The following is a 23,706-nucleotide window of genomic DNA, read 5'->3' on the forward strand; positions in this document are numbered from 1 at the left end:
GGCGCCGCGCCGTCCTCGGGGGCCTGGGAGCGGATTCTCAACGAAGTCTTATCGAGCACCCCGGACAGGTGTGCGACCGATCACCCGACGATCGGCAGGACCGGCAGGCACGGCACGGATCGCGGGTGTGCGGGATCGAGTGCGTTGAGGACGTAGGTCGCCGCCCGGCGCGAGGCGGCGACGGCGACATGGTCACTGTGGTCGGCCGAACACCCGTTCTGCACAACGAAGTTGGTGACGTCGTCGCCGGGCCGCCCCGCCACCTGACCGGAGGTGTACGGGATGACCGCTTCGTCGTACATGGTGGAGATGTTCGTGTACGCGATTCCCGGGACGTAGGGACCGCCGCCGGCGTTGACCTCCGCCAGCAGCGCCGACCCGGTCTGCATCTGGCCGCACGCCGCGCACACGGGCAATCCGGTCTCGGTGATGCCGAGACGCCGCGCCACCACGCCCGCCTGCGCTCCCACCGCACCGCCGGTGCCGTTCCACAGCGGCGCGAGCGACACGTACCGACCGACCGAGGACGCACCGTCGAGGTATCGGACGAACCAGGTCGGCATCAGGGTGCCCTGCGAGTGGCCGACGATGTCGACCTTGGCCGCTCCGGTGGCCTGACGGACGCGGTCGACGAAGGTGCGCAGCTGCGCGGCGCTGGTCTCGATGCGCCCCATGCCCCCGACCTGGTCGAACGGCGCGATCGACGTCACCGTGCCGTAGGTGAGGGCGAACACGCAGTAGCCCTCGTTGCGGAGCAGCGGGACGTAGGTGCCCCAGTTGGTCATGCTGCCGCCGCCGGTGCCGTGGACCAGGACCACCGGATTTGGGTGTTCGGCCGTCGGTCGGCACCGGAAGTCGTTCGATCCGGGCAGCGATCCACCGGGGTGGCCCAGCGCGTAGGGGATGCCGGAGAAGAAGTTGTACGACACCGGGAGCGGGGCCGCGCTCGCCGGCACGACCGACGCGGTGACCGCGCCCGCCGCGAGCAGCAGACCGACGAGCGTCCGCACCACCACCGAAGTAGAACGTGTTCTCATGAGCGGAACGTAACACCTCGTCAGCCGGGGATGGCGTCGTTCGAGCGAGCGACATCGCGACGACTTCGCCACGCCGCAGGAGGTGTTTCGCCGATGTCGGTCATCGGATCTACCGTCATCGGGTGGCATCACGCAGGACGGGGACTCCCAGGACGGGGACTCGCGGGATCTCCGACGAGTTGGAGCAACTCCTCACCCTGTCGCGCGCGCAGATCGACAGCGCGTTGACCGACGACGGTGCCCGTGACGACCTGATCGAACTCAGTCTCGACGAGGATCTCGAACTCCGTGAGGCCGCGGCCGCGGCGCTCGATCGCGGCGACGACGAGCACGCCCGGGCCTACGAGCAGGAGGCGTCGGCGTGGCGACACACCGCGCGGCTGCTGCGTGGGGAAACCGGTTCGGATCGTTCGGCGCGGTCGCGCAGCGCATGACGCGCACGCTGATCCTCATGCGCCACGGCAAGTCGGGATACCCCAAGGGCGTCGGCGACCACGAACGTCCGCTCGCCGAACGCGGCATCGCGCAGGCGACACTCGCGGGCGAATGGTTCGCGCGTGACGGCCTCACCGTCGACGCCGTCGTCTGCTCGACCGCGACCCGCACCCGCCAGACGCTGCAGTGCACGGGCGTCGACGCCGCCTCGGTCGATTTCGTCGACGACGTGTACGGCGGCATGCCCGAACACATCCTCGCCGCCATCCGCGACCACGTGCCCGCCGACGCCGAGACGGTGTTGGTGGTCGGCCACGAACCGGGGATGCCCGCGACCGCCATCACGCTCGACCCGTCGGCCGACATCGACGGGTTCCCGACCTCGGCCTACGCGGTGCTGCGGATCGCGGTCCCGTGGGATCAGATCGGTGCGGCCGCCGGATCCGACACCGCGACACTGGTGTCGATGAACATCCCCCGCTAGGTCAACTCAGGCGTCGCGGCGCGCGATGATCGCGGCCGCGAGATCGGTACCCGACCGCCACGCACTCTCGACCCGCGGCGACCCCTCCGGGCACCACTGGTCTCCCGCGAGACCGACGAGCCGACCGTCGATCTGCTGCAGGGAGTGGGTGGCGTCGTGGGCGCCGGTCGGCTTGGCGAAGGTCCAGCGGTGCGCGTGGGTCCACTCGATCGCCGACCGGCCGATCCCGAGCAGCTCGGTCACCGCGTCCTCCACCTCTCCGATCACCTCGGCGGGATCGTCGAGGTGGGCGGCCGCGAGGTCGGGCGTGGTGTGGGCGACGAGCACGGCGGCACCGTCGCCGCGGCGCGAGCCGTCGTCGGCGATGAACGACACCGACGGGTGGTCGTTGACGAACGCGGCGTGGGTGAACGGCAGGTCCCGCATCGACTCCGGCTCGAATCCGACGGCGACCGCGATGACCGGGTCGTAGCCGACCGACTCGTCGATCTCGGTCAACCGCGCGGCCTGCGGATCGGGCATCGCGATCACGACGTCACCGTCGGGCAGCGCGTCGAGGTCGGCGGTGGTGACCTCGATGTCGCCGAGGACGTCGCGGACGAGTGATCGCAGGCCGCCGGGGGTCGCCCACCGCATCGGGCCGGTCGAGGTCGAGGGCGGCGCGTCGGCGGCCAGCACCCCGAAGGTGTCGGTCCACTCGCGGGCCAGGCCGCGACCACGCCACTCCCCGACCACCGCCTGGAAACCGTTGTCGCGCACGGTGAAATACCCGGCCCCGACATCGACCCGGCGGCCGTGCAGCTCAGGTGAGGCCATCCGTCCCCCGGGGGCGCGCCCGCGGTCGAGCACGCGCACCGGCACGCCCGCGGCGACCAGCGCGGCGGCACACGCCGCGCCCGCCATCCCCGCCCCGACGACGGTCACCGGCGTGCCCACGGTGTGTTCGGTGCTCATTAATTCACCGTACGTGCTCGGGCCAGGGGTTCTCGCCGTCGACCAGCCAGCGCACCGAGTCGGCCCAGAAGTCGTCGCGATGGCGGCTGTGGAACAGCCCGAAATGGCCGATGGAGCTGTGGCCGAGCGCATCCGGTGACAGCTGGACGAACTCGTGTGACGTGGCGGGCAGGTAGGCGAGCACCCGCCGGACGGCCGCGGGCGTGGCGTACTCGTCGTCGGTGGTCGCGACGGCGAGGACGGGTGCGGTCAGGGCTGCGGCGACGGCCACGACGTCGGCGCGTTCGGCGCGGGGGTAGTTGTCCTCCATGCGCGGGCGACGGCGCGCGCACTCCATCGCGACGCCGCGCGGCAGATCCTCCATCCAGCCGAGACGCCGCGCCGGGAAATACCCGCACACGAGGGTCAGCAGCGGACCCACCACGCGCCAACGCCAGATCAGCCGACGCCGTGCCCATGGCGCGAAGTCACCGCGCCACGCGTACTGGCCACCGACGCTGAGCACGCGCACGATCTCGGTGTTGCGCGGCGCCCACAGCGGGACCACCCCACCGACGCTGTGTCCGACGACGGAGACCGGCGCGCCGGGCCATCGGCGCCCGGCCTCACCGAGCACGGCGTCGAGGTCCTTCCGGCCCCAGTCCTGCCAGCGACATCGCATGCCGCGCAGGCGGCTCGGCCGCGAGTCCCCGATACCGCGGTAGTCGAAGGTGACCACGTCGAACCCGGCGTCGGCGAGGAACGCCGCATAGCGGTGGTAGTAGCGGGCGAGCACGCCCGTCGCGGCGGTGATGACGGCGACCCCGGGGCGTCGCGGGGCGGTCGCGGAGGCGGGCCAGTGGTGCCCGTGCAGCACGAACCCGTCGGCGCAGGTGATCTCGATGGGGACGGCGGTCATGCGCGCGAGGACGCCGGTCGGTCTCTCGCGGTGGTCACCGGTTCAGCGTATCCGCGGCCGGTGTCGCGTCGGGCTCCCTAGGATCGCGGCATGACGATCACCCCCTCCGCCGTTGACACCGTGACGAAGAAGCTGTCCCGGAAGTCCCGATCCACCGACCGCGCCAAGACGGCGCTCCCCCTGGTCCTCGGCGGTGGCCGTGCCGCGCTGGGGCTGTCGATGCTGCTGGCACCGGCCAAGACCAACGCACTGCTCGCCGGCGCCGACGCGAAGCTGCCGATGATGAAGGTGACCACGAGGCTGTTCGCCGCGCGCGAGGTCTTCGTCGGCGGCGGCGTGGTGGCGGCGACGTCGGCGAGTCCGGCGGTGCTCACCTCCACGATCGAGGCCGGCGTCGCGCTCGACGCCGTCGACGCCGTGTCGTTCGCCGTCACCAAGGGGGTGCCGCTGACCACCCGTCTGCTGACCGTCACCGCGGCGGTCGGTTACGCCGCACTCGGGATCTACACGCTGCTGGTCCTCGAGGACTGAACCCTGCCCGTCGCGGGTGGTGCTGCGAGGATGGGGCGGTGACCACCGCACTGTTCCTCGCCCACGAAGACGACCGTGAACGCGGACGCGTCGAGGCCGGATCACTGGCCGACAACACCCGCGCCCGCGGCTACGACGTCGTCGTGGCCCATCCCGGCGACGACCTCCCCGACCCGACGAGCATCGATTTCGTGACGGTGCTCGGATCCGCGCACGCCGCCGACGACGACTCCCTGCCGTGGCTGGCGCCCGAACGCGCCTACGTGGCCGCCGTCCTCGACGCCGGCACCCCGGTGCTCGGGGTGTGTTTCGGCGGTCAGCTGCTCAGCCGCGTGCTCGGTGGTGTCGTCACGCGGTCACCGCACCCGGAGGTCGGGTTCGCGACGGTCGAATCGACCCGCGACTTCATCGATTCCGGGCCGTGGATGCAGTGGCACTTCGATCACTTCACCGTGCCGCCGGGCGCCGAACTGATCGCCCACAACCCCAACGGCGCACAGGCATTCGTCTCCGGCCGCAACCTGGGCCTGCAATTCCACCCCGAGATCTCCGCGGGGTCGTTCGCGGCGTGGCGCCTGGGCTGGACCCGCGAGTCCGAGATCGAGGTCGAACGCGACTTCGGCATCGACGTCGACGACCTCGCCGACCGCATCGCCCGCGACGCGGCGAACCTCAGCTCCCGGTGCGGGCGACTGCTCGACGGGTTCCTCGCGCTGTAGATCGGGGCCTCAGGCGAACAGCGCGATGCTGATCCCGCCCGCGACGAGGCAGTAGGCGACGAACGGGTAGAGCGTGCGCGTGCGGAAGAACCGCGCGAGGAACGCGACGGCGGCGAGGGCGGCGACGAACGCGCACACCGACCCGACCATCACCTGCCCGCCGATGCCGTCGCCGGCCGGCCCGAACAGCTCCGGGATCTTCAGCACGCCGGCGGCCAGGATGACCGGCGTGGCGAGCAGGAAGGCGAACCGCGCGGAGTCCTCGTGGTCGAGTCCGCGCAGGATGCCGCCGGAGATCGTGGCGCCCGACCGCGAGATGCCCGGCAGCAGTGCGAGGATCTGGAACGCGCCGATCAGCGCGCCGTCGGGATAGGTCAGATCGGTGACGTCGTCCTTCGCATGTCCGGACCGGCCGGCGCCCGAGGTGGCGTGTCTGCCCGAGCTCGCCGATGTCCGGCGGCGCAGCACCTCGGCGGCGAGCAGCACCAGGCCGTTGAGGAAGAGGAAGACCGCAGCGATCAACGGCGTCGCGAACACCTCGCGCAGCGGCTTCTCGGCGACGAGTCCCACGACGCCGACCGGGATCGTCGCGATCACGATCAGCCATCCGAGCTTCGCCTCGGGAGTGTCCACCGAGCGGGTTCGCAGCGAGCCGATGAGTCCACCGATGATCGCGACCCAGTCGCGACGGTAGAACACGATCAGCGCGAGCGCGGTCGCCACGTGCAACGCGACGAGGAACGCGAGGAACGGGGTGTGCCCCGGGCTGTTCGACTCGGTGACGAGCTTCTCCCAGCTACCGCCGATCCAGGCCGGGACGATCAGCGAGTGCCCCAGGCTCGACACCGGGAACAGCTCGGTGACGCCCTGGAGGAGCCCCATGACGACGGACTGGGTGTAGGTCAGCGTGCTCACGGGAGTCATCGTGGACTCCGGCCCGCGTCGATGTCATATCGCCGGGGCGACTTGTCGCGAAGGTCGCGATCAGGTGTCCGGATCGGTCAGTTCGAGTCGCACACCGAGCAGTCGGACGGGTCGGTCGAGATCGAATTTGTCGAGCAGGACGTGCACGGCGGGAGAGATGTCGGCGAGCGACGTCGTCGGCGCGGGGAGCTTGCGCGACTTCGTGCGCGTGAAGAAGGTCGTGGTGCGCACGGTGACGGCGACGCGGAACACGACGCGCCCCTCGCCGACGATCTCGGCGAGCAGGCTCTCGGTGAGCTCGGCGAGCCGGTCGTGCATCTGCGCGACATCGGTCAGGTCCGTCGGGAACGTCTGCACCTTCGAGTGCGACCGTGCCGGTTCGGGTTCGGTGGTGATCGTGGCGTCGCCGCCACCGCGCGCGAGCACGTGGAGCCAGGTGCCCTGGTGCGGACCGAACATGTCGATCAACGTCTGCCGAGGTGTGGCCGCGAGGTCGTCGACGGTGTCGACGCCCGCGGCGGCGAGCTTCGCCGCGGTCTTCGGTCCGACGCTGTGGAGGTCGCGGGTGGGGCGCTCACCCATCTCGGCCCTCCAGTTCTCGCCGGTCAGCACGAACACCCTCGCCGCGGGGTCGCCGTCGACGGGGCGCTTCTTCGCGATGTTGGTGGCCATCTTCGCGCGCTGCTTGTTGTCGCTGATCCCCACCGCGCTGCGCAGCCCGGTGACCGCGGCGACCGTCTCGCGGATCGCCGCGGCGACCGGCACCGGATCGTCGGCGTCGACACCGACATAGGCCTCGTCCCATCCCCAGACCTCCACCGGGTGCCCGAGGGACGCGATCGCCTCCATCACCCTCGCCGACGCGGCGTCGTAGGTGGCGTGGTCGGTGGGCAGGAACACCGCGTCGGGTGATCGCTTCAGCGCCGCCCGCATCGGCATCCCTGCGCGCACCCCCTGCTCACGGGCCTCGTACGACGCGCAGGTCACCACCGTCCGGGGTTGTTCCGGGTCGCCCGAGCCGCCCACGATCACCGCGACCCCCACGAGTTCGGGGTCGCGGATGCGCTCCACGGACACCTGGAACTGGTCGAGATCGACGTGCAGGATCCAGCGGTGACGTGACGCGGCGGGGGACGACGGACTCCCTGTGACATCGGGGACCTGCACGGCCCGATTGTCCCCCGTATGCGACCCTTCACGGGGAAGTCCGTACGGGTGGAGATGCACGAACGCGGACGCATCGTGGAAAAATCGACCTGCGAATCGAACAGGAGTGGTGTGTGTGATGACGTCTGAGGGTGGTCGAACGATGAAGCCAACCGGTGTGATGACCCGACCGCGGCCGGTCGTCGGCCTGATCGTGTCGCTGCTGCTGGCCGTCGGCATGCTCGTCGTCGGAACCGGCACCGCCTCGGCGTGGGGCCCGAACCCCGCTCCCACCTTCCGCGCCGCGAAGATCAACGGCTACGGCATGGGCGACCCGGTCATCCGCACCTGGGCCTCGACCACCACGAAGCCGTCGGCCGCACCGACCATCATCTTCCTCGACGGTCTGCGTGCCACCAATGACGTCAACGGCTGGGAGAAGGAGACGAACGTCGCCTACCTCAGCCAGCGCGGATACAACGTCGTCATGCCCGTCGGCGGCCAGTCGAGCTTCTACGCCGACTGGGACAACCCGAGCCCGAGCGCGGGCCAGACGCGTCCCTACCGCTGGAACAGCGTGCTCACCGGCAGCCTGCCCGCGTACATGGACTCCCTGGGATTCTCGCGCAACCGCACGCTGGTCGGCCTGTCGATGGCGGCCAGCCCGGCGATCATGCTCGCGACCACCCGCCCCGACCTCTACTCGCGCGCCGCGTCGATCTCGGGCTTCCCGCACCCGACCGCGCCGGGCATGCAGACCATGCTCCGTGCGGCGGCGTTCGATTCGGGTCGCTTCGACCTCAACGACATGTGGGGCATCTTCCCCAACGTGCGCGCCTTCCAGAACGATCCGTGGCTGAACCTCGGCGCGATGCGCGGCAAGCATCTCTGGGTCTACGCCGCCGCGGGCGTCTGGAACGGGCCGCCCACCAGCGTCGCCACCTTCGGAACCGGTCTGTCCGGCTCGGCGCTCGAGGTGGTCTCCATGGAGCAGTCGCAGACCTTCGCCCTCGCCGCCCGCGCGGCCGGCGCGAACGTGCGCAGCAGCTTCTGGCCCGTCGGCATCCACGCCTGGCAGTTCTGGCAGACCGAGATCGGTCGGATCGAGCGCGCCGGCTGGTTCCGCAACGGCTGATCCGGGCACGTCTCGAGATCGAGTTCATCGAGGACCGTCACTGTCCTCGATCGCCGAGAGACTGGTCACACCAGTTCAGCGACGAGAGGACCCGATCATGACCAGCAGTGTCGACAGCCCGATGAATGCACCTACGATCCCCGGCGGCCCCTGGACGCTCGAGGTGATCACGCTGCCCGTGTCCGACGTCGACCGGGCCAAGGACTTCTACGCCCGGGTCGGCTTCACCGCCGACCACGATCAGGTGGTCGCCGCCGGCTCCCCGGGCAACGCCGGTGACACCGACATCCGGTTCGTGCAGATGACGCCGCCCGGTTCCGGCTGCTCGATCACGTTCGGTGTCGGGCTCGTCGACGGCGAGCCGGGATCGGTCAAGGGTCTGATGAATGTGCGTGACCGACATCGAGGCCGTTCGCACCCATCTGCTCGACGCCGGCGTCGACGTCAGCGAGATCGCGATCGAGCCGTGGGGCCACTTCGTCCACTTCGCCGATCCCGACGGCAACGCGTGGTCGGTGCAGTATCTCCCCTACAGACACGGCTGAGCGGGCAGACTGTGGCCCATGGCATCCACCACTGATGACGCCCTGGGCCGACTCCGCAGCGCCGGAACGCAGTTCCTCGTCGGGACGGTGGTGAACCCGGCCGGACTCGTCCACGCCAAGACCGTCCACATCGACCGCGCCGAGGGTTTCGCCGCGACCGGTCTCGGCGTCAGCCCGGTGTGGCATGTGTTCACCACCGATCGCGTCGGTATCGCCTACACCGATCGCTTCGGCGCCGTCGGTGACGAACGCATCCGCGTCGATCTCGGGGCCGCACGCGTGATCGGCGACGGGATGGCCTGGGCACCGGCCGATTTCGTGGACCAGGACCTCGCGCCGGTCGCCGCGTGCGCGCGAACCACGCTGCGGCGCATCACCGATCGTCTCGCCGAGCGCGGGCTGACGGCCCTGGTGGGTCACGAACTGGAGTTCGGGTTGTTCGGCCCCGACGCCGAGCCGATCCCGGCGACGATGTGGGCGCAGTACGGCCTGGCCGGGGTGCTCGAACACGAGGGCTTCGTGCGCGACGTCCTCGCCGCCGCTCGCGACGCCGACATCGAGATCGCGCAGCTGCACCCCGAATACGGCGGCAACCAGTTCGAGGTGTCGCTCGCCCCGCTGCCGCCGGTCGCCGCGGCCGACCAGCTCATCGCGGCCCGACTCGTCATCGGTCGGGTCGCCCGGCAGCACGGACTGCGCGCGTGCTTCTCGCCCAAGCCGATCGCCGACGGCGTCGGCAACGGCGCGCACCAACATTTCTCGATCGCCGGCTCCGACGGTCCGCTGTTCTCCGGGGGCGACGGTCCGCACGGTCTCACCGACACCGGCGCCGCGGCCATCGGCGGTGTCGTGGCCGGACTGCCCGACATTCAGGGCATCCTGTGCGGCTCGATCGTGTCGGTGTTGCGGATGCTGCCGGGCTACTGGGCCGGGGCCTACGCCTGCTGGGGCACCGAGAATCGCGAGGCCGCGGTGCGGTTCATCGAGGCCCGCCCGGCGAACCCCCACGGGGCGAACGTCGAGGTGAAGATCGTCGACCCGTCGTCGAACCCCTATCTCGCGACCGCGGCGATCCTCGGGACGGCGCTCGACGGCATCGACCGTGGTCTCGCCCTGCCCCCGGAGACGCTCGTCGACCCGGCGTCGCAGACCGACGCGCAACGGGACTCGGCGGGGACCGTGCTGCTGCCGGTCGATCAGGGCGCCATCATCGACGCTCTCGACGCGTCGAATGTGGCCCGTGCCGTCCTCGGTGACGACGTCGTCGACGCCACGGTCGCGGTGCGACGGTACGAGACCGAGAACTTCGGGCACCTCTCCCCCGGCGAGATCGCCGAGACATTCCGGATGACCTGGAGCGTCTGATGGGTGCGATCGCCGAGCACGCCGCGGCGGTGTCGCTGATCGACCACCACGTGCACGGGTTCTGGGCCTCCGCCGCCCCCGGTGATCCCGATGCCTCCGACATCCGGTTCGCCTCGGCGCTCCTCGAGGCCGACACCGCCGGAGTGCGGTCGATCGACGACGGCTTCGACACCCAGGCGGGTTTCGCGGTCCGTGCACACTGCGCACCGCTGCTGGGCCTGGAGCGTCACTGCTCTCCGGTCGACTACCTGCGCCGCCGCCGCGAGGTGGGCGAGACCGGTGTCGCGCGCACACTGCTCCCCGCCGCCGGCGTCGCACAGTGGCTGGTGGACACCGGCTTCGACATCGGCCTGGTGTCGCCCGACGAGCTCGCGGCGGCCGGCGGCGGTGTCGCACACGAGGTGGTGCGCCTGGAACAGATCGCCGAGGAGGCCGCAGCCGGTGCCGGTGGCTACGCCGACGAGTTCGTCGAGATCCTGCACCGCCGGGCCGCGGGCGCCGTCGCCACGAAGTCGATCCTCGCCTACCGGGGCGGGTTCGGCGGCGACCTCTCCGACCCACCGCCCGCGCTGGTGGAACTCGCCGCCCGGCGCTGGCGCGACGAGGGCGGGCGACGGGTCACCGACCGGATCCTGCTGCGGTTCGGGCTGCATCGCGCACTCGAACTCGGGTTGCCGCTGCAGTTCCACATCGGCTTCGGTGACCGCGACGCCGACCTCGCGACCTCGAATCCGTTGCTGCTGACCGACTTCCTCCGCGGCAGCGGCACCACACCGATCATGCTGCTGCACTGCTATCCCTTCGAACGCGAGGCAGGGTATCTCGCGCAGGCGTTCGGCAACGTGTATCTCGACGGCGGCCTCGCCATCCACCATCTCGGTGCACGGTCGGGGGCGTTCATCACTCGTCTGCTGGAGATGGCGCCGTTCTCGAAGCTGCTCTACTCGTCCGACGGCTGCGGCCCGGCGGAGTTCCACCACCTCGGCGCGGTGTTGTGGCGGTCCGGGATCGCCCGCGCGGTGCAGGGTTTCGTCGACGCCGACGAGTGGTCTGCCACCGACGCGACACGCGTGATCGACATGATCGCCCACACCAACGCCAGGCGCGTCTACCGCCTCTAGCCCCCAGTTGGGCACGTAACGACCCCAGTTGGGCACGTAACGACGCCAGTTGGGCACAGGCGGGTGATTCACTGCTCCACCGAGGTGGTGACGTGCCCAACTGCGGGCGTTTGGTGCCCAACTGCGGGCGTTACGTGCCCAACTGCGGCGGTGACGGGCGGCGAATGCAGAACGACCCCCACCCGGAGGTGAGGGTCGTTCTGGTCAGATCTCTACCGACTAGCGGTAGTCGCTCGAGAAACCGTAGTCGTCGAGCGGCACCGCAGCGCCGGCAGGAGCACCGAAGGTGCCGTCCGGGCTGTAGTAGGTGTCGTCGTACGACGGCACGGCGTACGCCGCGGCGCGCGCCTCCTCGGTCGGCTGCACCGTGATGTTGCGGTAGCGGTTGATACCGGTACCGGCCGGGATCAGCTTGCCGATGATCACGTTCTCCTTGAGGCCCACCAGCTTGTCGCTGCGGCTGTTGATGGCCGCATCGGTCAGCACGCGGGTGGTCTCTTGGAACGACGCCGCCGACAGCCACGACTCGGTGGCCAGCGATGCCTTCGTGATACCCATCAGCACCGGACGTCCGGCCGCGGGCTCGTTGCCCTCGGACACGACGCGACGGTTGGCCGCCTCGAACTCGGCGCGCTCGGTGAGCGAACCGGGCAGGAACTCGGTGGCACCGGAGTCGATGATCGTCACACGACGCAGCATCTGACGAACGATCGTCTCGATGTGCTTGTCGTGGATCGACACACCCTGGCTCCGGTAGACCTCCTGGACCTCGTTGACCAGGTGCACCTGCACCTGACGGGGACCCATGATCCGCAGCACCTCGTGCGGGTCGGCAGCACCTTCCATGAGCTGCTGTCCCACCTCCACGTGGTCGCCGTCGGTCAGCAGGCGCTCCGAGCCGTCCTCGTGCTTGAACACACGCAGACGCTGACGCTTGGAGATCTTGTCGTAGACGACCTCCTCCGAACCGTCGTCGGGAACGATGGTGATCTTGTAGAAACGATCGTCGTCCTCGAGGCGGATGCGTCCGGTGACCTCGGCGATCGGGGCCTTGCCCTTGGGGACACGGGCCTCGAACAGCTCCTGGACACGCGGCAGACCACCGGTGATGTCGTCGCCGACACCACCCTGGTGGAACGTACGCATGGTCAGCTGGGTACCGGGCTCACCGATCGACTGGGCGGCGATGATGCCGACCGCCTCGCCGATGTCGACGAGCTTGCCGGTGGCCATCGAGCGGCCGTAGCAGGACGCGCAGACACCGGTTCCGGTGGTGCAGGTCAGCACGGAGCGGACCTTCACCTCGGTGATGCCGGCGGCGAGCAGGGCCTCGATCGCGGGGTCACCGAGATCCTGGCCGCGCTCGACCACGACGGTGCCGTTGGCGTCGACCGCGTCGGTCGCCAGGGTGCGCGCGTACGAAGAGGTCTCGACGTGGGCGTCCCGGATCAGCGTGCCGTCGGCCTGCTTCTCGGCGAGCGTGGTGATGATGCCGCGCTCGGTGCCACAGTCGGTCTCGCGCACGATGACGTCCTGCGACACGTCGACGAGTCGACGGGTCAGGTAGCCCGAGTCGGCGGTACGAAGCGCCGTGTCGGCCAGACCCTTACGGGCGCCGTGCGTGTTGATGAAGTACTCCGCGACGGTCAGACCCTCACGGAACGAGGACTTGATCGGGCGCGGGATGAACTCACCCTTCGGGTTCGTCACCAGACCCTTCATGCCCGACAGGTTACGAACCTGGGTCATGTTGCCCGTCGCACCCGACTTCGGGATCATCGCGATCGGGTTGTCCTCGGGGTAGTACGCCTCCATCGCGGCACCGACCTCTTCGGTGGCCTGCTTCCAGACCTCGACGAGGGCGTCACGACGCTCTTCCGGCGTGAGCGCGCCGCGGGCGTACTTCTTCTCGAGACCGTCGGCCCGCTCCTCGTACTTGTCGAGGATCGCGCCCTTGGTCGGCGGCACGAGCACGTCGGCCATCGACACGGTGACACCCGAACGGGTGGCCCAGTAGAAGCCGACGTCCTTGAGCTTGTCGACGGTCTGGGCGACCACGATCATCGGGTAGCGCTCGGCAAGATCGTTGATGATCACGGCCTGACGCTTCTTCGGCATCTGCTCGTTGACGAACGGGTACTGCACCGGGAGCAACTCGTTGAAGAGCACCCGACCCAGAGTGGTCGCGATCGTCCACGGCTGACCGAACTTCCAGCCGTCGGGGAACTGCTCGGCCTCGATGTCGGCGGGCGGACGCTGATCGGTCAGACGCACCTTGATCGGCGCCTGCACCGACAGCGCACCGCGGTCCATCGCCATGGTGGCCTCGGCCGGGGTCGAGTACACACCGCGCTCGACGTCGTCGTTCGACGACGCCGTGTACGCGCCGACCTTGTCGTCCTTGAGTGCGGTCAGGAAGTACAGACCCGTGACCATGTCCAGACGCGGCATGGCCAACGGACGACCCGATGCCGGCGACAGGATGTTGTTGGACGACAGCATGAGGATGCGGGCCTCGGCCTGCGCCTCGGCGGACAGCGGCAGGTGGACCGCCATCTGGTCACCGTCGAAGTCGGCGTTGAACGCCTCACACACGAGCGGGTGCAGCTGGATGGCCTTGCCCTCCACGAGCTGCGGCTCGAACGCCTGGATACCGAGGCGGTGCAGCGTCGGCGCACGGTTCAGCAGAACCGGGTGCTCGGCGATGACCTCTTCGAGGACGTCCCACACGGCCGGGCGCTGACGCTCGACCATGCGCTTGGCCGACTTGATGTTCTGCGCCTGGTTGAGATCGACCAGACGCTTCATCACGAACGGCTTGAACAGCTCGAGCGCCATCAGCTTCGGCAGGCCGCACTGGTGCAGCTTGAGCTGCGGGCCGACGACGATGACCGAACGGCCCGAGTAGTCGACGCGCTTGCCGAGCAGGTTCTGACGGAAACGACCCTGCTTGCCCTTGAGCAGATCGCTCAACGACTTCAGCGGGCGGTTGCCCGGCCCGGTGACGGGCCGGCCACGACGACCGTTGTCGAACAGGGCGTCTACCGACTCCTGCAGCATCCGCTTCTCGTTGTTGACGATGATCTCGGGCGCACCCAGATCGATCAGTCGCTTGAGGCGGTTGTTGCGGTTGATCACGCGGCGGTACAGATCGTTGAGATCCGAGGTCGCGAAACGACCACCGTCGAGCTGGACCATCGGCCGCAGCTCCGGCGGGATCACCGGCACCGCGTCGAGGACCATGCCCAGCGGCGAGTTGCCCGACTGCTGGAACGCCGCGACGACCTTCAGTCGCTTGAGCGCGCGCAGCTTCTTCTGGCCCTTGCCGTTGCGGATGGTGTCGCGGAGGATCTCGCCCTCGGCCTCGATGTCGAAGGTCTCGAGAAGCTTCTTGATCGCCTCGGCACCCATCGCGCCGGTGAAGTACTCACCGTAGCGATCCTGCAGCTCACGGTAGAGCCGCTCGTCGATGATCATGTCCTTGGGAGAGAGCTTGGTGAACTTGTCCCAGATCTCCTCGAGGTCGTCGAGGGCACGCTGCGCGGTGTCGCGGATCTTGCGCATCTCGCGCTCGCCGCCGTCCTTCACCTTGCGGCGGGCATCGGCCTTCGCGCCTTCGCGCTCGAGCTCGGCCAGATCCTCTTCGAGCTTCTTGGCGCGCTCCTCGAGGTCGGCGTCACGGGTGTCGGCGACACCCTTCTTCTCGACCTCCATCTCGGCCTGCAGCGTCGACAGCTCGTTGTGACGGAGCTCGTCGTCGACCGCGGTGATGACGTAGGCGGCGAAGTAGATGATCTTCTCGAGATCCTTCGGCGCCAGGTCGAGGAGGTAGCCCAGACGCGACGGGACACCCTTGAAGTACCAGATGTGGGTGACCGGTGCGGCGAGCTCGATGTGGCCCATGCGCTCACGACGCACCTTGGCGCGAGTGACCTCGACGCCGCAGCGCTCGCAGATGATGCCCTTGAAGCGCACACGCTTGTACTTGCCGCAGTAGCACTCCCAGTCGCGAGTCGGTCCGAAGATCTTCTCGCAGAACAGGCCGTCCTTCTCGGGCTTGAGCGTGCGGTAGTTGATCGTCTCGGGCTTCTTGACCTCGCCGAAGCTCCACTTGTGGATGTCGTCGGCGGTCGCCAGACCGATCTTCAGTTCGTCGAAAAAGTTGACGTCGAGCAAGTTGTAACCTTCCTAGCTCTTAATCAGAGGTGATCAGTTGGCGAGATCGTCGACTGTGGCGGATTCGTTGCGCGACAGGTTGATGCCGAGGTTGGCCGCTGCGCGCTCCAGGTCCTCGTCGTCACCGTCACGCATCTCGATCGCGGCACCGTCCGAGGACAGGACCTCGACGTTCAGGCACAACGACTGCAGCTCCTTGAGAAGCACCTTGAACGACTCGGGGATACCCGGCTCGGGGATGTTCTCGCCCTTGACGATCGCCTCGTAGACCTTCACGCGGCCCACCACGTCGTCGGACTTGATGGTCAGCAGCTCCTGCAGCGTGTACGCCGCGCCGTAGGCCTGCATGGCCCAACACTCCATCTCGCCGAAACGCTGGCCACCGAACTGGGCCTTACCGCCGAGGGGCTGCTGGGTGATCATCGAGTACGGACCGGTCGAACGGGCGTGGATCTTGTCGTCGACCAGGTGGTGCAGCTTGATGATGTACATGTAGCCCACGGCCACCGGGAACGGGAACGGCTCGCCGGAGCGACCGTCGAACAGCGTCGCCTTGCCGTCGCCGTTGACCATCACCTCGCCGTCGCGGTTGGGGAGCGTAGAGGACAGCAGTCCGGTCAGCTCCTCGTCGCGAGCACCGTCGAACACCGGGGTGGCGGTGTTCGTGTCGGGACCGTTGGACAACATGTCCTCGGGGAGTCCCTGCGCCCACTCCGGCGTGCCCTGCGCGACGTCGATGTTCCAGCCGGTCTTCGAGATCCACCCCAGGTGGGTCTCGAGGATCTGACCGATGTTCATACGACGCGGCACACCGTGGGTGTTGAGGATGATGTCGACCGGGGTGCCGTCGGGCAGGAAGGGCATGTCCTCGGCGGGGAGGATCTTGCCGATGACGCCCTTGTTGCCGTGACGGCCGGCGAGCTTGTCGCCGTCCTGGATCTTGCGCTTCTGCGCCACGTACACGCGCACGAGCTCGTTGACACCGGGGGGCAGATCGTCGTCGTCATCGCGCGAGAACACGCGGATGCCGATGACCTTGCCGGTCTCACCGTGGGGCACCTTGAGCGAGGTGTCGCGCACCTCGCGCGCCTTCTCACCGAAGATGGCGCGCAGCAGGCGCTCCTCGGGCGTCAGCTCGGTCTCGCCCTTCGGCGTCACCTTGCCCACCAGCACGTCGCCGTCACGGACCTCGGCACCGATGCGGATGATGCCGCGCTCGTCGAGGTCGGCGAGCACCTCGTCGGAGACGTTCGGGATGTCCCGGGTGATCTCCTCGGCACCGAGCTTGGTGTCGCGGGCGTCGATCTCGTGCTCCTCGATGTGGATCGAGGTGAGGACGTCCTCCTCCACGAGGCGCTGCGACAGGATGATCGCGTCCTCGTAGTTGTGGCCCTCCCACGGCATGATCGCGACGAGCAGGTTCTTGCCCAGCGCCATCTCACCCTGATCGGTACACGGACCGTCGGCCAGGACCTGGCCGACCTCGACACGCTGGCCCTCGTCCACGATCGGACGCTGGTTGGCGCAGGTGCCGTGGTTCGAGCGCGCGAACTTGCGCATCCGGAACGTGTCGCGGGTGCCGTCGTCGGCCATCACGGTGATGTAGTCGGCGGAGACCTCCTCGATCACGCCGGCCTTCTCGGTGGTGATGACGTCGCCGGCGTCGATCGCGGCACGCAGCTCCATGCCGGTACCGACCAGCGGCGACTCGCTGCGGACCAGCGGCACCGCCTGACGCTGCATGTTCGCACCCATCAGGGCGCGGTTGGCGTCGTCGTGCTCGAGGAACGGGATCATGGCCGTGGCCACCGACACCATCTGGCGCGGCGAGACGTCCATGTAGTCGACGCCCTGGGGGCCGACGAACTCGACGTCGCCGCCCTTCTTGCGCACGAGGATCCGCGACTCGGTGAAGCGGTTGTCGTTGTCGAGGACGGCGTTGGCCTGGGCCTTGACGTACCGGTCCTCCTCGTCGGCGGTCAGGTAGTCGATCTGGTCGGTCACCTGTCCGTCGACGACCTTGCGGTACGGCGTCTCGATGAAGCCGAACGGGTTGACCCGCGCGTACACCGACAGCGAACCGATCAGACCGATGTTCGGACCCTCAGGGGTCTCGATCGGACACATGCGGCCGTAGTGCGACGGGTGGACGTCACGGACCTCGAGGCCGGCACGCTCACGCGACAGACCACCGGGACCCAGCGCCGACAGGCGACGCTTGTGGGTCAGACCCGACAGCGGGTTGTTCTGGTCCATGAACTGCGACAGCTGGGAGGTCCCGAAGAACTCCTTGATCGCGGCCACGACGGGACGGATGTTGATCAGGGTCTGCGGCGTGATGGCCTCGACGTCCTGGGTGGTCATCCGCTCGCGGACCACGCGCTCCATGCGGGACAGGCCCACGCGGATCTGGTTCTGGATCAGCTCACCCACGGTGCGCAGACGACGGTTGCCGAAGTGGTCGATGTCGTCGACCTCGACGGGCACCTCGACGCCGCCGGGGACGGTCATCATCGCGGGCACGTTGGGCTCGGACTCGTGCAGGCGGACGAGGTACTCGACCGTCGCGACGATGTCCTCCTCGGTGAGCACCGAGGACCCGACCATCGGGTTGTCGGTGAGACCGAGCTTCTTGTTGAACTTGTAGCGACCCACGCGGGCGAGGTCGTAGCGCTTCTCCTTGAAGAACAGGTTCTCCAGCAGGGTCTGCGCGGACTCCTTCGTGGGCGGCTCGCCCGGACGCAGCTTGCGGTAGACCTCGAGGAGCGCCTCGTCGGTGCCGGCGGTGTTGTCCTTCTCCAGCGTCGACATCATGATCTCGGAGAAACCGAAACGCTCGGTGATCTGCTCGGTGGTCCACCCGAGCGCCTTGAGCAGCACGGTGACCGACTGGCGACGCTTGCGGTCGATGCGGACGCCGACGGTGTCGCGCTTGTCGATGTCGAACTCGAGCCACGCGCCTCGACCCGGGATCACCTTGACGCTGTGCAGCGTCTTCTCGGTGGCCTTGTCGATGTTGGCGTCGAAGTAGACGCCGGGGCTGCGGACGAGCTGGCTCACCACGACACGCTCGGTGCCGTTGATGATGAAGCTGCCCTTGTCGGTCATGATCGGGAAGTCGCCCATGAAGACGGTCTGCGACTTGATCTCACCGGTGTTGTTGTTGATGAACTCGGCGGTGACGAACAGCGGCGCCGCGTACGTCATGTCCTTGTCTTTGCACTCCTCGACCGAGGCCTTGACCTCGTCGAAGCGGGGATCGGAGAACGACAGCGACATGGAGCCGGAGAAGTCCTCGATCGGGGAGAGCTCGGCGAGGATGTCGTCGAGGCCTCCGCTGGGGTTCTCTTCGCCGCGCGCGAGTGCGCGGGCGTGCCACTCCGGTGCGCCGACGAGCCACTGGAACGACTCGAGCTGCACGTCGAGCAGACCGGGAACTTCGAGAGGCTCGCTGAGCTTTGCGAACGATGCACGGCGCGGAGCGCCGGGAATGGTTGATGTGGACTGGCGGGAGACTGCCAAGATGCGTCCTTCCAACACGAAATCTTTGAGGTGCCGAGCTTCTGTGTGCCGTACGACGCGGAATGCGTCTGCGGGCGTTGGTGGCGGCGCCGGAAGCGACCTTGGTCGTCATCGGCGACGCCCGAACGCAGCACACAGAAGTGGCCGAGAAAGGAAATCGTGATGTGGACAGGAGGCAGCCAGCGCAACGTCCAACTGTATCAGAAAAAGAACTCCGCGTGTCAAGCCGCGGGAAGGTCGTCAGAAGACCTCGTGCGCTGGGGCTCTACCAGTGGCTGCCGGTGATCCGTCGCTGCAGACAAGCGTGCAACCACGGGGCGTGTGAGTCAAGAGGAACGCGCAGGTCGGTGTGGAGAAATTGCGTCAAGACCTTCAGAAATCGGCGAAATTGCTGATCAACCATTTGCCGTTGACCTGCTTCATCGACACCTGGTAGCGCTTGGTGCCGCTGCCTGCGGCCTGCTGGTCCTGCGTCTGACTGATGATCAGGTTCACGATCAGCAGCGCGTTGCCGTCCTGGATCGACTTCACACCGACCGAGTCGACGCGACAGTCGACACCGCCCGCGGTGAGACCCGTCTGCTGCAGCGCATCGCGCACCGCGGTGTTGTACTGCGAGAACCGCTGGGCGGCCTCACCGGTCACGTTGGCCGCGGCCGTCGCCTGCCACTCGTCCATCTTCGCGTAGTTGACCGCGAACACCGAGCAGATACGCGACTTGGCCTGCGAGGTGACCTCGCTGGTGATGCCGGGGTCGACGAAGGCCTGGTTCGCGCTCAGTGACACACCGGGCTTGGCCGCCGAGATCGCGGCGATGATCCCGAACACGACCGCGAGCGCGGCGACGATCGACACCGCGCGCCATCCGGGCGCGGCGAGTCGGATCCGGCGCGACGAGGTCGTCGTGTCGCTCGCGGCGGCGGGACGGGCCGCTGCCGTCCCGGCCCGCTGGGGCTTGATGGTGGACACCTTCGCCGCGGGGGGTCGCTTGCCCCGCGGACCGGTCGCCGACTCGGCGCTCGTGTCGGCGGTGGCCGTGTCGGCGCTCGCGGTGGTGTCCGTGTCGGCGGTCGCGGTGGTGCCGGCGTCGTCGGCCGAGGTCCACTCCCCCGCATCGGGCGTCTCGACCACCGACGCCGCAGTGGCCGTCGCGTCCGGCGTCGGAGTCGGGGCGGGCGCCGGCGGGGTCTTCTCCGCGGTCGTGTCCCGCGTGGTCGGCTCGACCTTCGCCGCCTCGACCTTCTTCGGCTCGGGCTTCTTCGACTCGGCCTTCTTCGGGCCGGCCTTGGCCGGCTGCACCTTCTCCGGGACCGCCTTGGCCGGGGTGTGGCCGGCGACCTTCGGGACGCGTTTTCCGGTGGTTCCGCCGCGCGGCGGACGAGGGGTGGTCATCAGTTTCCTCCGGGCGCGGGGGTCGCGGGTGCGGACGCGGCCGGGGCCGAGGGGGCACCCGAGGCAGCGGGAGCGGCACCGCCGGCGGCCGGGTCGGTGCTGTCGATGGCGACGGCGTCGAGCGGCTGGATGTTGCTGGCCTTCCAGATACCGCCCTCCTTCGTCACCTCCACCTGGAATCCCATGGTCTGGCTCGAGGACGCCTCGTTGGGCCGCGACGACGTCACGGCGATGAACACGAGGGTCTTCGCGCTGTTGTCGTCGGTGTTGAGCTCCACGACCGAACTCCGGAGCAGTTTCGCGCTGAGCGTCGCCGCCTTCGACGGGTCGCCGGCCTGCTTCTGCAGCTCGGTGAGACCGGTGCTGCCGAGCAACTGTGTGCGGGCGTTGCCGGTGACCGAGTCCTGCAGCCGGGCCTGGTAGCCCTTGCTGTCCTTGAGATCGATGTTGAGCACGTTGAGCATGGCCTGCTCGGCGCCACCGAGGGCGTCGTCACGGGCGGATTGCACGGGCTGCTTGTTCACCGCGTCGTCGTACCAGCGGTATCCGAAGATGCCGGTGAATACGATGGCGGCGATCAGACCGGCCACGGCGACGACGCCGGCCACCGGTAGTCCCGCACGGGCGAGGCGTCGGCGCCACACCGACTCCGTGGCAGCCTCCGGCTCGTTCGGTTCAGGAGAGTTCACACGCTTCTTCGACTTCATCGGGCGCCACTGTAGTCAGTCAACCTGTGTGCACCGTCACCCGCGGTTGCGCGGGTGACGGTGACGCCTCAGCGCGGGGCGACGCCGAGCAGGTAGGACAGCTGCGTGGCCAACGGGTTCAGGTTGAGCTTGTCGGGATCCTTCTTGGGATTGCGATCCCAGGGCTGCGTGTAATAGGGGTCCGCGTACTTCGCGTTCTGGGCACCACGCACCGCGGTCGGATTACCCTGCGCCACGGCACACTTCGCGTCCTTGTTGAACGGGAAGTCGTCGTAGTTGATGTCGAAGTTCGGGTTCTTGCGTTTCTCCTCGGCGATGATCGCGTCGGTGCCCTCGTAGCCGATGGTGCACGCTGCCGGGTTGTTGGTCTCGAGCACCGCACCGAAGTGGATGGTGCCGTCGCCGGGCGCCGGGGTGTAGCTACCGCTCGACAGCGCCGAGAGCATCGCGAGCCCGGGACCGACACCCTGGTAGGTGCCCTTCACGTTGCGGACGTCGAGCGCGAGGTTGCGCACGACCGACGTGAGGTCGCCGCCGCTGCGCTGCAGCAGCGCCGAGATCTGCGTGGCGCTGGTCTGACCCGTGGTCAGCAGGCGTCGGAGATCGGGATCGCTCGAGGCGAGCTGCGCGGTCACCAGGCCCAGGTTCTTCGACCAGTCGAGGATCGCGTCGGACTGATCGGCCTGGGTGGTCAGCACGGTGTCGCTGTTGCGGATCAGCGAGATCGTCTGCGACAGGTTGTCGTTGCCCGACTTCGACAGGTTCGCCAGCGAGTCGACGAGCACCCGCAGGTTCTGGCCGTTGCCGTTGAACGCCTTGCCGAGTTCGGTGATGACCGTGTTCAGATCGCCCAGCGGCACCGATTCGGTGAAGTCGACCGCCGAGGCGATCACGTCCTGCACCGGGGTCGGGATGGTCGTGTTCGAGATGACCGATCCGTCCTTCAGGTACGGGCCGCCCACGCTCGAGGGCCGCAGGTCGACGTACTGCTCACCGATCGCCGACCGGTTGGCCACCACGGCCTGCGCCGTCGCCGGCACCTTCGGACCACCCGAGTCGAGCTGGAGGTTGACGCGCACACCGTCGGGACGCAGCTGCAGTGAACCGACGCGCCCCACCGGGACACCCTGATAGGTGACCTCGGCGTTGGTGAAGATGCCGCCGGAGTCCTTGAAGTCCGCGTGCACGGTGTAGAGCCCCACACCGACGAGCTTGTCGAGACGGGCGTAGGTGGCACCGACGTAGATGATGGCCAGCACGCCGACGAGCGTGAAGACGATCAACTGCCATTTGACGAGCCTCGACATCATCGGCCGGTCCCCCCGTTCGCACCCTGCAGCATCGCCATGGGACCGGTCAGCGCCGTCTGCCCCTGCTTCGGCGAGGGCAGCAGGGCGTACTGACCACCCGACGGCGGCGTGTTCGGTCCCGGCCGGGAGTTCAGCAGCGGGAGCAGCGTGATGGTCGGGAAGCCCAACCGTGCGCCGTTGCCGTTGTAGTACGGGTTGCGCGGATCGATCCGCGGCTGGATGCCTGAACGAACCGGGGTGTACTTCGGCTCCGGCTGACCCACACCGAGCGCCTCGAGCTGATTGAGCAACCGCAGGTCGACGCTGAGGAACAGGTTCGTCGAGCTACCGCGCACACCGGGCAGGAGATCGTCCGGGAACGGGTAGGTCGGCAGCAACGGCAGGGCGGTGATGATGTCGGGCGCCGCGGAGGCGAGCGCCGACAACGTCGGCCGCAGCGACCGGAGATCGGTGATGATCTCCTGGCGCGCCCGCCCGAGGATGTCGACACCGACCTGACCGAGACCGTCGAGCTTCTGCAGCAGGTTCACGAACTGCGGACGCTGGTCCTCCAGCACCTTCACACCGGCGGGCAGCTGGTCGAGGATGCGGTTGATCTGCGCGGTCTGCGCCTCGGTCCGTGTCGACAGTGTCGCCAACCCGTCGATCGCCCGGGTGATGTTGGTCTTCTGGTCGTCGAGGGTCTTGATCAGCCGCGACGTCTGGTTGAGCAACGACTTCACGGTCGACGTACGGCCGTCGAACGCGTTGTTCAGCTCGTCGACGATCGGCTTGATCTGCGCGATGCCGCCGCCGTTGAGCAGCATCGACAACGCACCGAGCACCTGCTCGATGTCGGTGGCGGTGCGCGTGCGGGCCACCGGGATCGCCTGCTGCGACGACTGCCGCGGCGCCGACGCGTTGTCCTTCGGGTCCACGAGAGCGATGAACTTCTCGCCCAGCAGGTTGGTCTGGGAGACGTTCGCCTCGGCCTTGTCGGAGAGGTCGATCCTGTTCTTGACCTCGACGGTGACCTGCGCCGACCACTGATCCGGCGCGATACCGATGTCGGTGACCTTGCCGACGGTCACGCCGTCGAACTTGACCGCCGACTGCGGCACCAGGTCGAGGACGTCGGAGAACTGGATCTTGTAGGTCCGCGGGTTGTCGCCGACATCGGCACCACCGGGCAGCGGCAGCGAGTAGACGCCGTTGGAACACCCGGTGAGCACGATCATCGACGTCATCGCGGCGGCACCGGCCGCGACGAGACCACGACGGCTCAGGACCGACGTCAGGTGGATCGGTGACTTCAGAGAGGACATC

18 protein-coding genes and 1 pseudogene are annotated in these 23,706 nt (G+C 68.3%); 8 read left to right on the forward strand and 11 right to left on the reverse strand.

Annotation, left to right across the window (positions count from 1 at the left end; translation table 11 throughout):
* Positions 1-80 precede the first annotated feature (80 nt).
* Positions 81-1,037: an esterase/lipase family protein gene (locus TU34_RS15555; protein WP_045823797.1), complete on the reverse strand. Its 957-nt coding sequence runs from the start codon at positions 1,035-1,037 to the stop codon at positions 81-83.
* Positions 1,038-1,159: 122 nt separating this feature from the next.
* On the opposite strand from TU34_RS15555, the gene TU34_RS15560 reads away from it, so the two are divergent.
* Positions 1,160-1,471 (forward strand): hypothetical protein, encoded by a 312-nt coding sequence (locus tag TU34_RS15560; protein ID WP_150116558.1) that lies wholly within the window; start codon positions 1,160-1,162, stop codon positions 1,469-1,471.
* Complete coding sequence (locus tag TU34_RS15565; RefSeq protein WP_045823798.1) at positions 1,468-1,956, forward strand: SixA phosphatase family protein; 489 nt, start codon at positions 1,468-1,470, stop codon at positions 1,954-1,956. The genes TU34_RS15560 and TU34_RS15565 overlap by 4 nt, the downstream gene beginning before the upstream one ends.
* A 6-nt stretch (positions 1,957-1,962) precedes the next feature.
* Here TU34_RS15565 and TU34_RS15570 read toward each other — a convergent pair whose 3' ends face one another.
* On the reverse strand, positions 1,963-2,910 hold the full coding sequence (locus TU34_RS15570; RefSeq protein WP_045823799.1) for an NAD(P)/FAD-dependent oxidoreductase: 948 nt from the start codon (positions 2,908-2,910) through the stop codon (positions 1,963-1,965).
* A 4-nt stretch (positions 2,911-2,914) separates the two neighbouring features.
* The gene (locus TU34_RS15575) at positions 2,915-3,808 is read right to left on the reverse strand and encodes an alpha/beta hydrolase family protein (RefSeq protein WP_045823800.1); all 894 of its coding nucleotides are present in this window, start codon (positions 3,806-3,808) and stop codon (positions 2,915-2,917) included.
* 90 nt (positions 3,809-3,898) lie between these two features.
* Between TU34_RS15575 and TU34_RS23645 the strand changes: the two genes are divergently transcribed.
* On the forward strand, positions 3,899-4,339 hold the full coding sequence (locus TU34_RS23645) for a hypothetical protein (protein WP_052688969.1): 441 nt from the start codon (positions 3,899-3,901) through the stop codon (positions 4,337-4,339).
* Positions 4,340-4,377: 38 nt separating this feature from the next.
* Positions 4,378-5,058 carry a type 1 glutamine amidotransferase gene (locus TU34_RS23650; protein ID WP_045823801.1) on the forward strand — a complete coding sequence of 227 codons (681 nt, stop codon included), beginning with the start codon at positions 4,378-4,380 and terminating at the stop codon, positions 5,056-5,058.
* Positions 5,059-5,067: 9 nt separating this feature from the next.
* Here the strand turns inward: TU34_RS23650 and TU34_RS15590 are convergent, their stop codons facing one another.
* Complete coding sequence (locus tag TU34_RS15590) at positions 5,068-5,973, reverse strand: undecaprenyl-diphosphate phosphatase (RefSeq protein WP_045823802.1); 906 nt, start codon at positions 5,971-5,973, stop codon at positions 5,068-5,070.
* 69 nt (positions 5,974-6,042) lie between these two features.
* Positions 6,043-7,149 (reverse strand): DNA polymerase IV, encoded by a 1,107-nt coding sequence (locus TU34_RS15595; protein ID WP_045823803.1) that lies wholly within the window; start codon positions 7,147-7,149, stop codon positions 6,043-6,045.
* A 142-nt stretch (positions 7,150-7,291) separates the two neighbouring features.
* Here TU34_RS15595 and TU34_RS15600 point away from each other — a divergent pair, with 142 nt between their 5' ends.
* From TU34_RS15600 to TU34_RS15615, 4 genes and pseudogenes are all read left to right on the forward strand, one after another.
* Complete coding sequence (locus TU34_RS15600; RefSeq protein WP_238981339.1) at positions 7,292-8,263, forward strand: alpha/beta hydrolase-fold protein; 972 nt, start codon at positions 7,292-7,294, stop codon at positions 8,261-8,263.
* 121 nt (positions 8,264-8,384) lie between these two features.
* Positions 8,385-8,808 (forward strand): annotated as a pseudogene (locus tag TU34_RS15605) (VOC family protein).
* A gap of 18 nt (positions 8,809-8,826) precedes the next feature.
* The gene (locus TU34_RS15610) at positions 8,827-10,173 is read left to right on the forward strand and encodes a type I glutamate--ammonia ligase (RefSeq protein ID WP_045823805.1); all 1,347 of its coding nucleotides are present in this window, start codon (positions 8,827-8,829) and stop codon (positions 10,171-10,173) included.
* Entirely contained in the window at positions 10,173-11,294 is a 1,122-nt protein-coding gene (locus TU34_RS15615) for an amidohydrolase family protein (protein ID WP_045823806.1), read from the forward strand. The genes TU34_RS15610 and TU34_RS15615 overlap by 1 nt, the downstream gene beginning before the upstream one ends.
* 219 nt (positions 11,295-11,513) lie before the next feature.
* Here TU34_RS15615 and TU34_RS15620 read toward each other — a convergent pair whose 3' ends face one another.
* From TU34_RS15620 to TU34_RS15645, 6 genes are all read right to left on the reverse strand, one after another.
* Positions 11,514-15,470 (reverse strand): DNA-directed RNA polymerase subunit beta', encoded by a 3,957-nt coding sequence (locus TU34_RS15620; RefSeq protein ID WP_045823807.1) that lies wholly within the window; start codon positions 15,468-15,470, stop codon positions 11,514-11,516.
* 33 nt (positions 15,471-15,503) lie between these two features.
* Complete coding sequence (gene rpoB / locus TU34_RS15625) at positions 15,504-19,010, reverse strand: DNA-directed RNA polymerase subunit beta (RefSeq protein WP_203225474.1); 3,507 nt, start codon at positions 19,008-19,010, stop codon at positions 15,504-15,506.
* A 354-nt stretch (positions 19,011-19,364) separates the two neighbouring features.
* Entirely contained in the window at positions 19,365-20,384 is a 1,020-nt protein-coding gene (locus tag TU34_RS15630; protein WP_045823808.1) for a hypothetical protein, read from the reverse strand.
* Positions 20,384-21,091, reverse strand: a complete 708-nt coding sequence (locus TU34_RS15635; protein WP_052688970.1) for a hypothetical protein — start codon at positions 21,089-21,091, stop codon at positions 20,384-20,386. Before TU34_RS15635 ends, TU34_RS15630 begins: the two co-directional genes overlap by 1 nt.
* A gap of 68 nt (positions 21,092-21,159) precedes the next feature.
* On the reverse strand, positions 21,160-22,401 hold the full coding sequence (locus TU34_RS15640) for an MCE family protein (RefSeq protein WP_045823809.1): 1,242 nt from the start codon (positions 22,399-22,401) through the stop codon (positions 21,160-21,162).
* Positions 22,398-23,705, reverse strand: coding sequence for an MCE family protein (locus TU34_RS15645; protein ID WP_150116559.1), 1,308 nt, complete (start codon positions 23,703-23,705; stop codon positions 22,398-22,400). Before TU34_RS15645 ends, TU34_RS15640 begins: the two co-directional genes overlap by 4 nt.
* Position 23,706 lies beyond the last annotated feature (1 nt).

The organism is Williamsia herbipolensis, assembly GCF_000964005.1.
Classification (GTDB): Bacteria; Actinomycetota; Actinomycetes; order Mycobacteriales; family Mycobacteriaceae; genus Williamsia_A; species Williamsia_A herbipolensis.

Coding starts and splice junctions, on each gene's coding strand:
- TU34_RS15565 (WP_045823798.1), top strand. CDS start 1,468: ATGACGCGCACGCTGATCCTCATGCGCCACGGCAAGTCGGGATACCCC.
- TU34_RS23645 (WP_052688969.1), top strand. CDS start 3,899: ATGACGATCACCCCCTCCGCCGTTGACACCGTGACGAAGAAGCTGTCC.
- TU34_RS15610 (WP_045823805.1), top strand. CDS start 8,827: ATGGCATCCACCACTGATGACGCCCTGGGCCGACTCCGCAGCGCCGGA.
- TU34_RS15615 (WP_045823806.1), top strand. CDS start 10,173: ATGGGTGCGATCGCCGAGCACGCCGCGGCGGTGTCGCTGATCGACCAC.
- TU34_RS15635 (WP_052688970.1), bottom strand. CDS start 21,091: ATGAAGTCGAAGAAGCGTGTGAACTCTCCTGAACCGAACGAGCCGGAG.
- TU34_RS15555 (WP_045823797.1), bottom strand. CDS start 1,037: ATGAGAACACGTTCTACTTCGGTGGTGGTGCGGACGCTCGTCGGTCTG.
- TU34_RS15645 (WP_150116559.1), bottom strand. CDS start 23,705: ATGTCCTCTCTGAAGTCACCGATCCACCTGACGTCGGTCCTGAGCCGT.
- TU34_RS15570 (WP_045823799.1), bottom strand. CDS start 2,910: ATGAGCACCGAACACACCGTGGGCACGCCGGTGACCGTCGTCGGGGCG.
- TU34_RS15575 (WP_045823800.1), bottom strand. CDS start 3,808: ATGACCGCCGTCCCCATCGAGATCACCTGCGCCGACGGGTTCGTGCTG.
- TU34_RS15640 (WP_045823809.1), bottom strand. CDS start 22,401: ATGATGTCGAGGCTCGTCAAATGGCAGTTGATCGTCTTCACGCTCGTC.
- TU34_RS15600 (WP_238981339.1), top strand. CDS start 7,292: ATGAAGCCAACCGGTGTGATGACCCGACCGCGGCCGGTCGTCGGCCTG.
- TU34_RS15630 (WP_045823808.1), bottom strand. CDS start 20,384: ATGACCACCCCTCGTCCGCCGCGCGGCGGAACCACCGGAAAACGCGTC.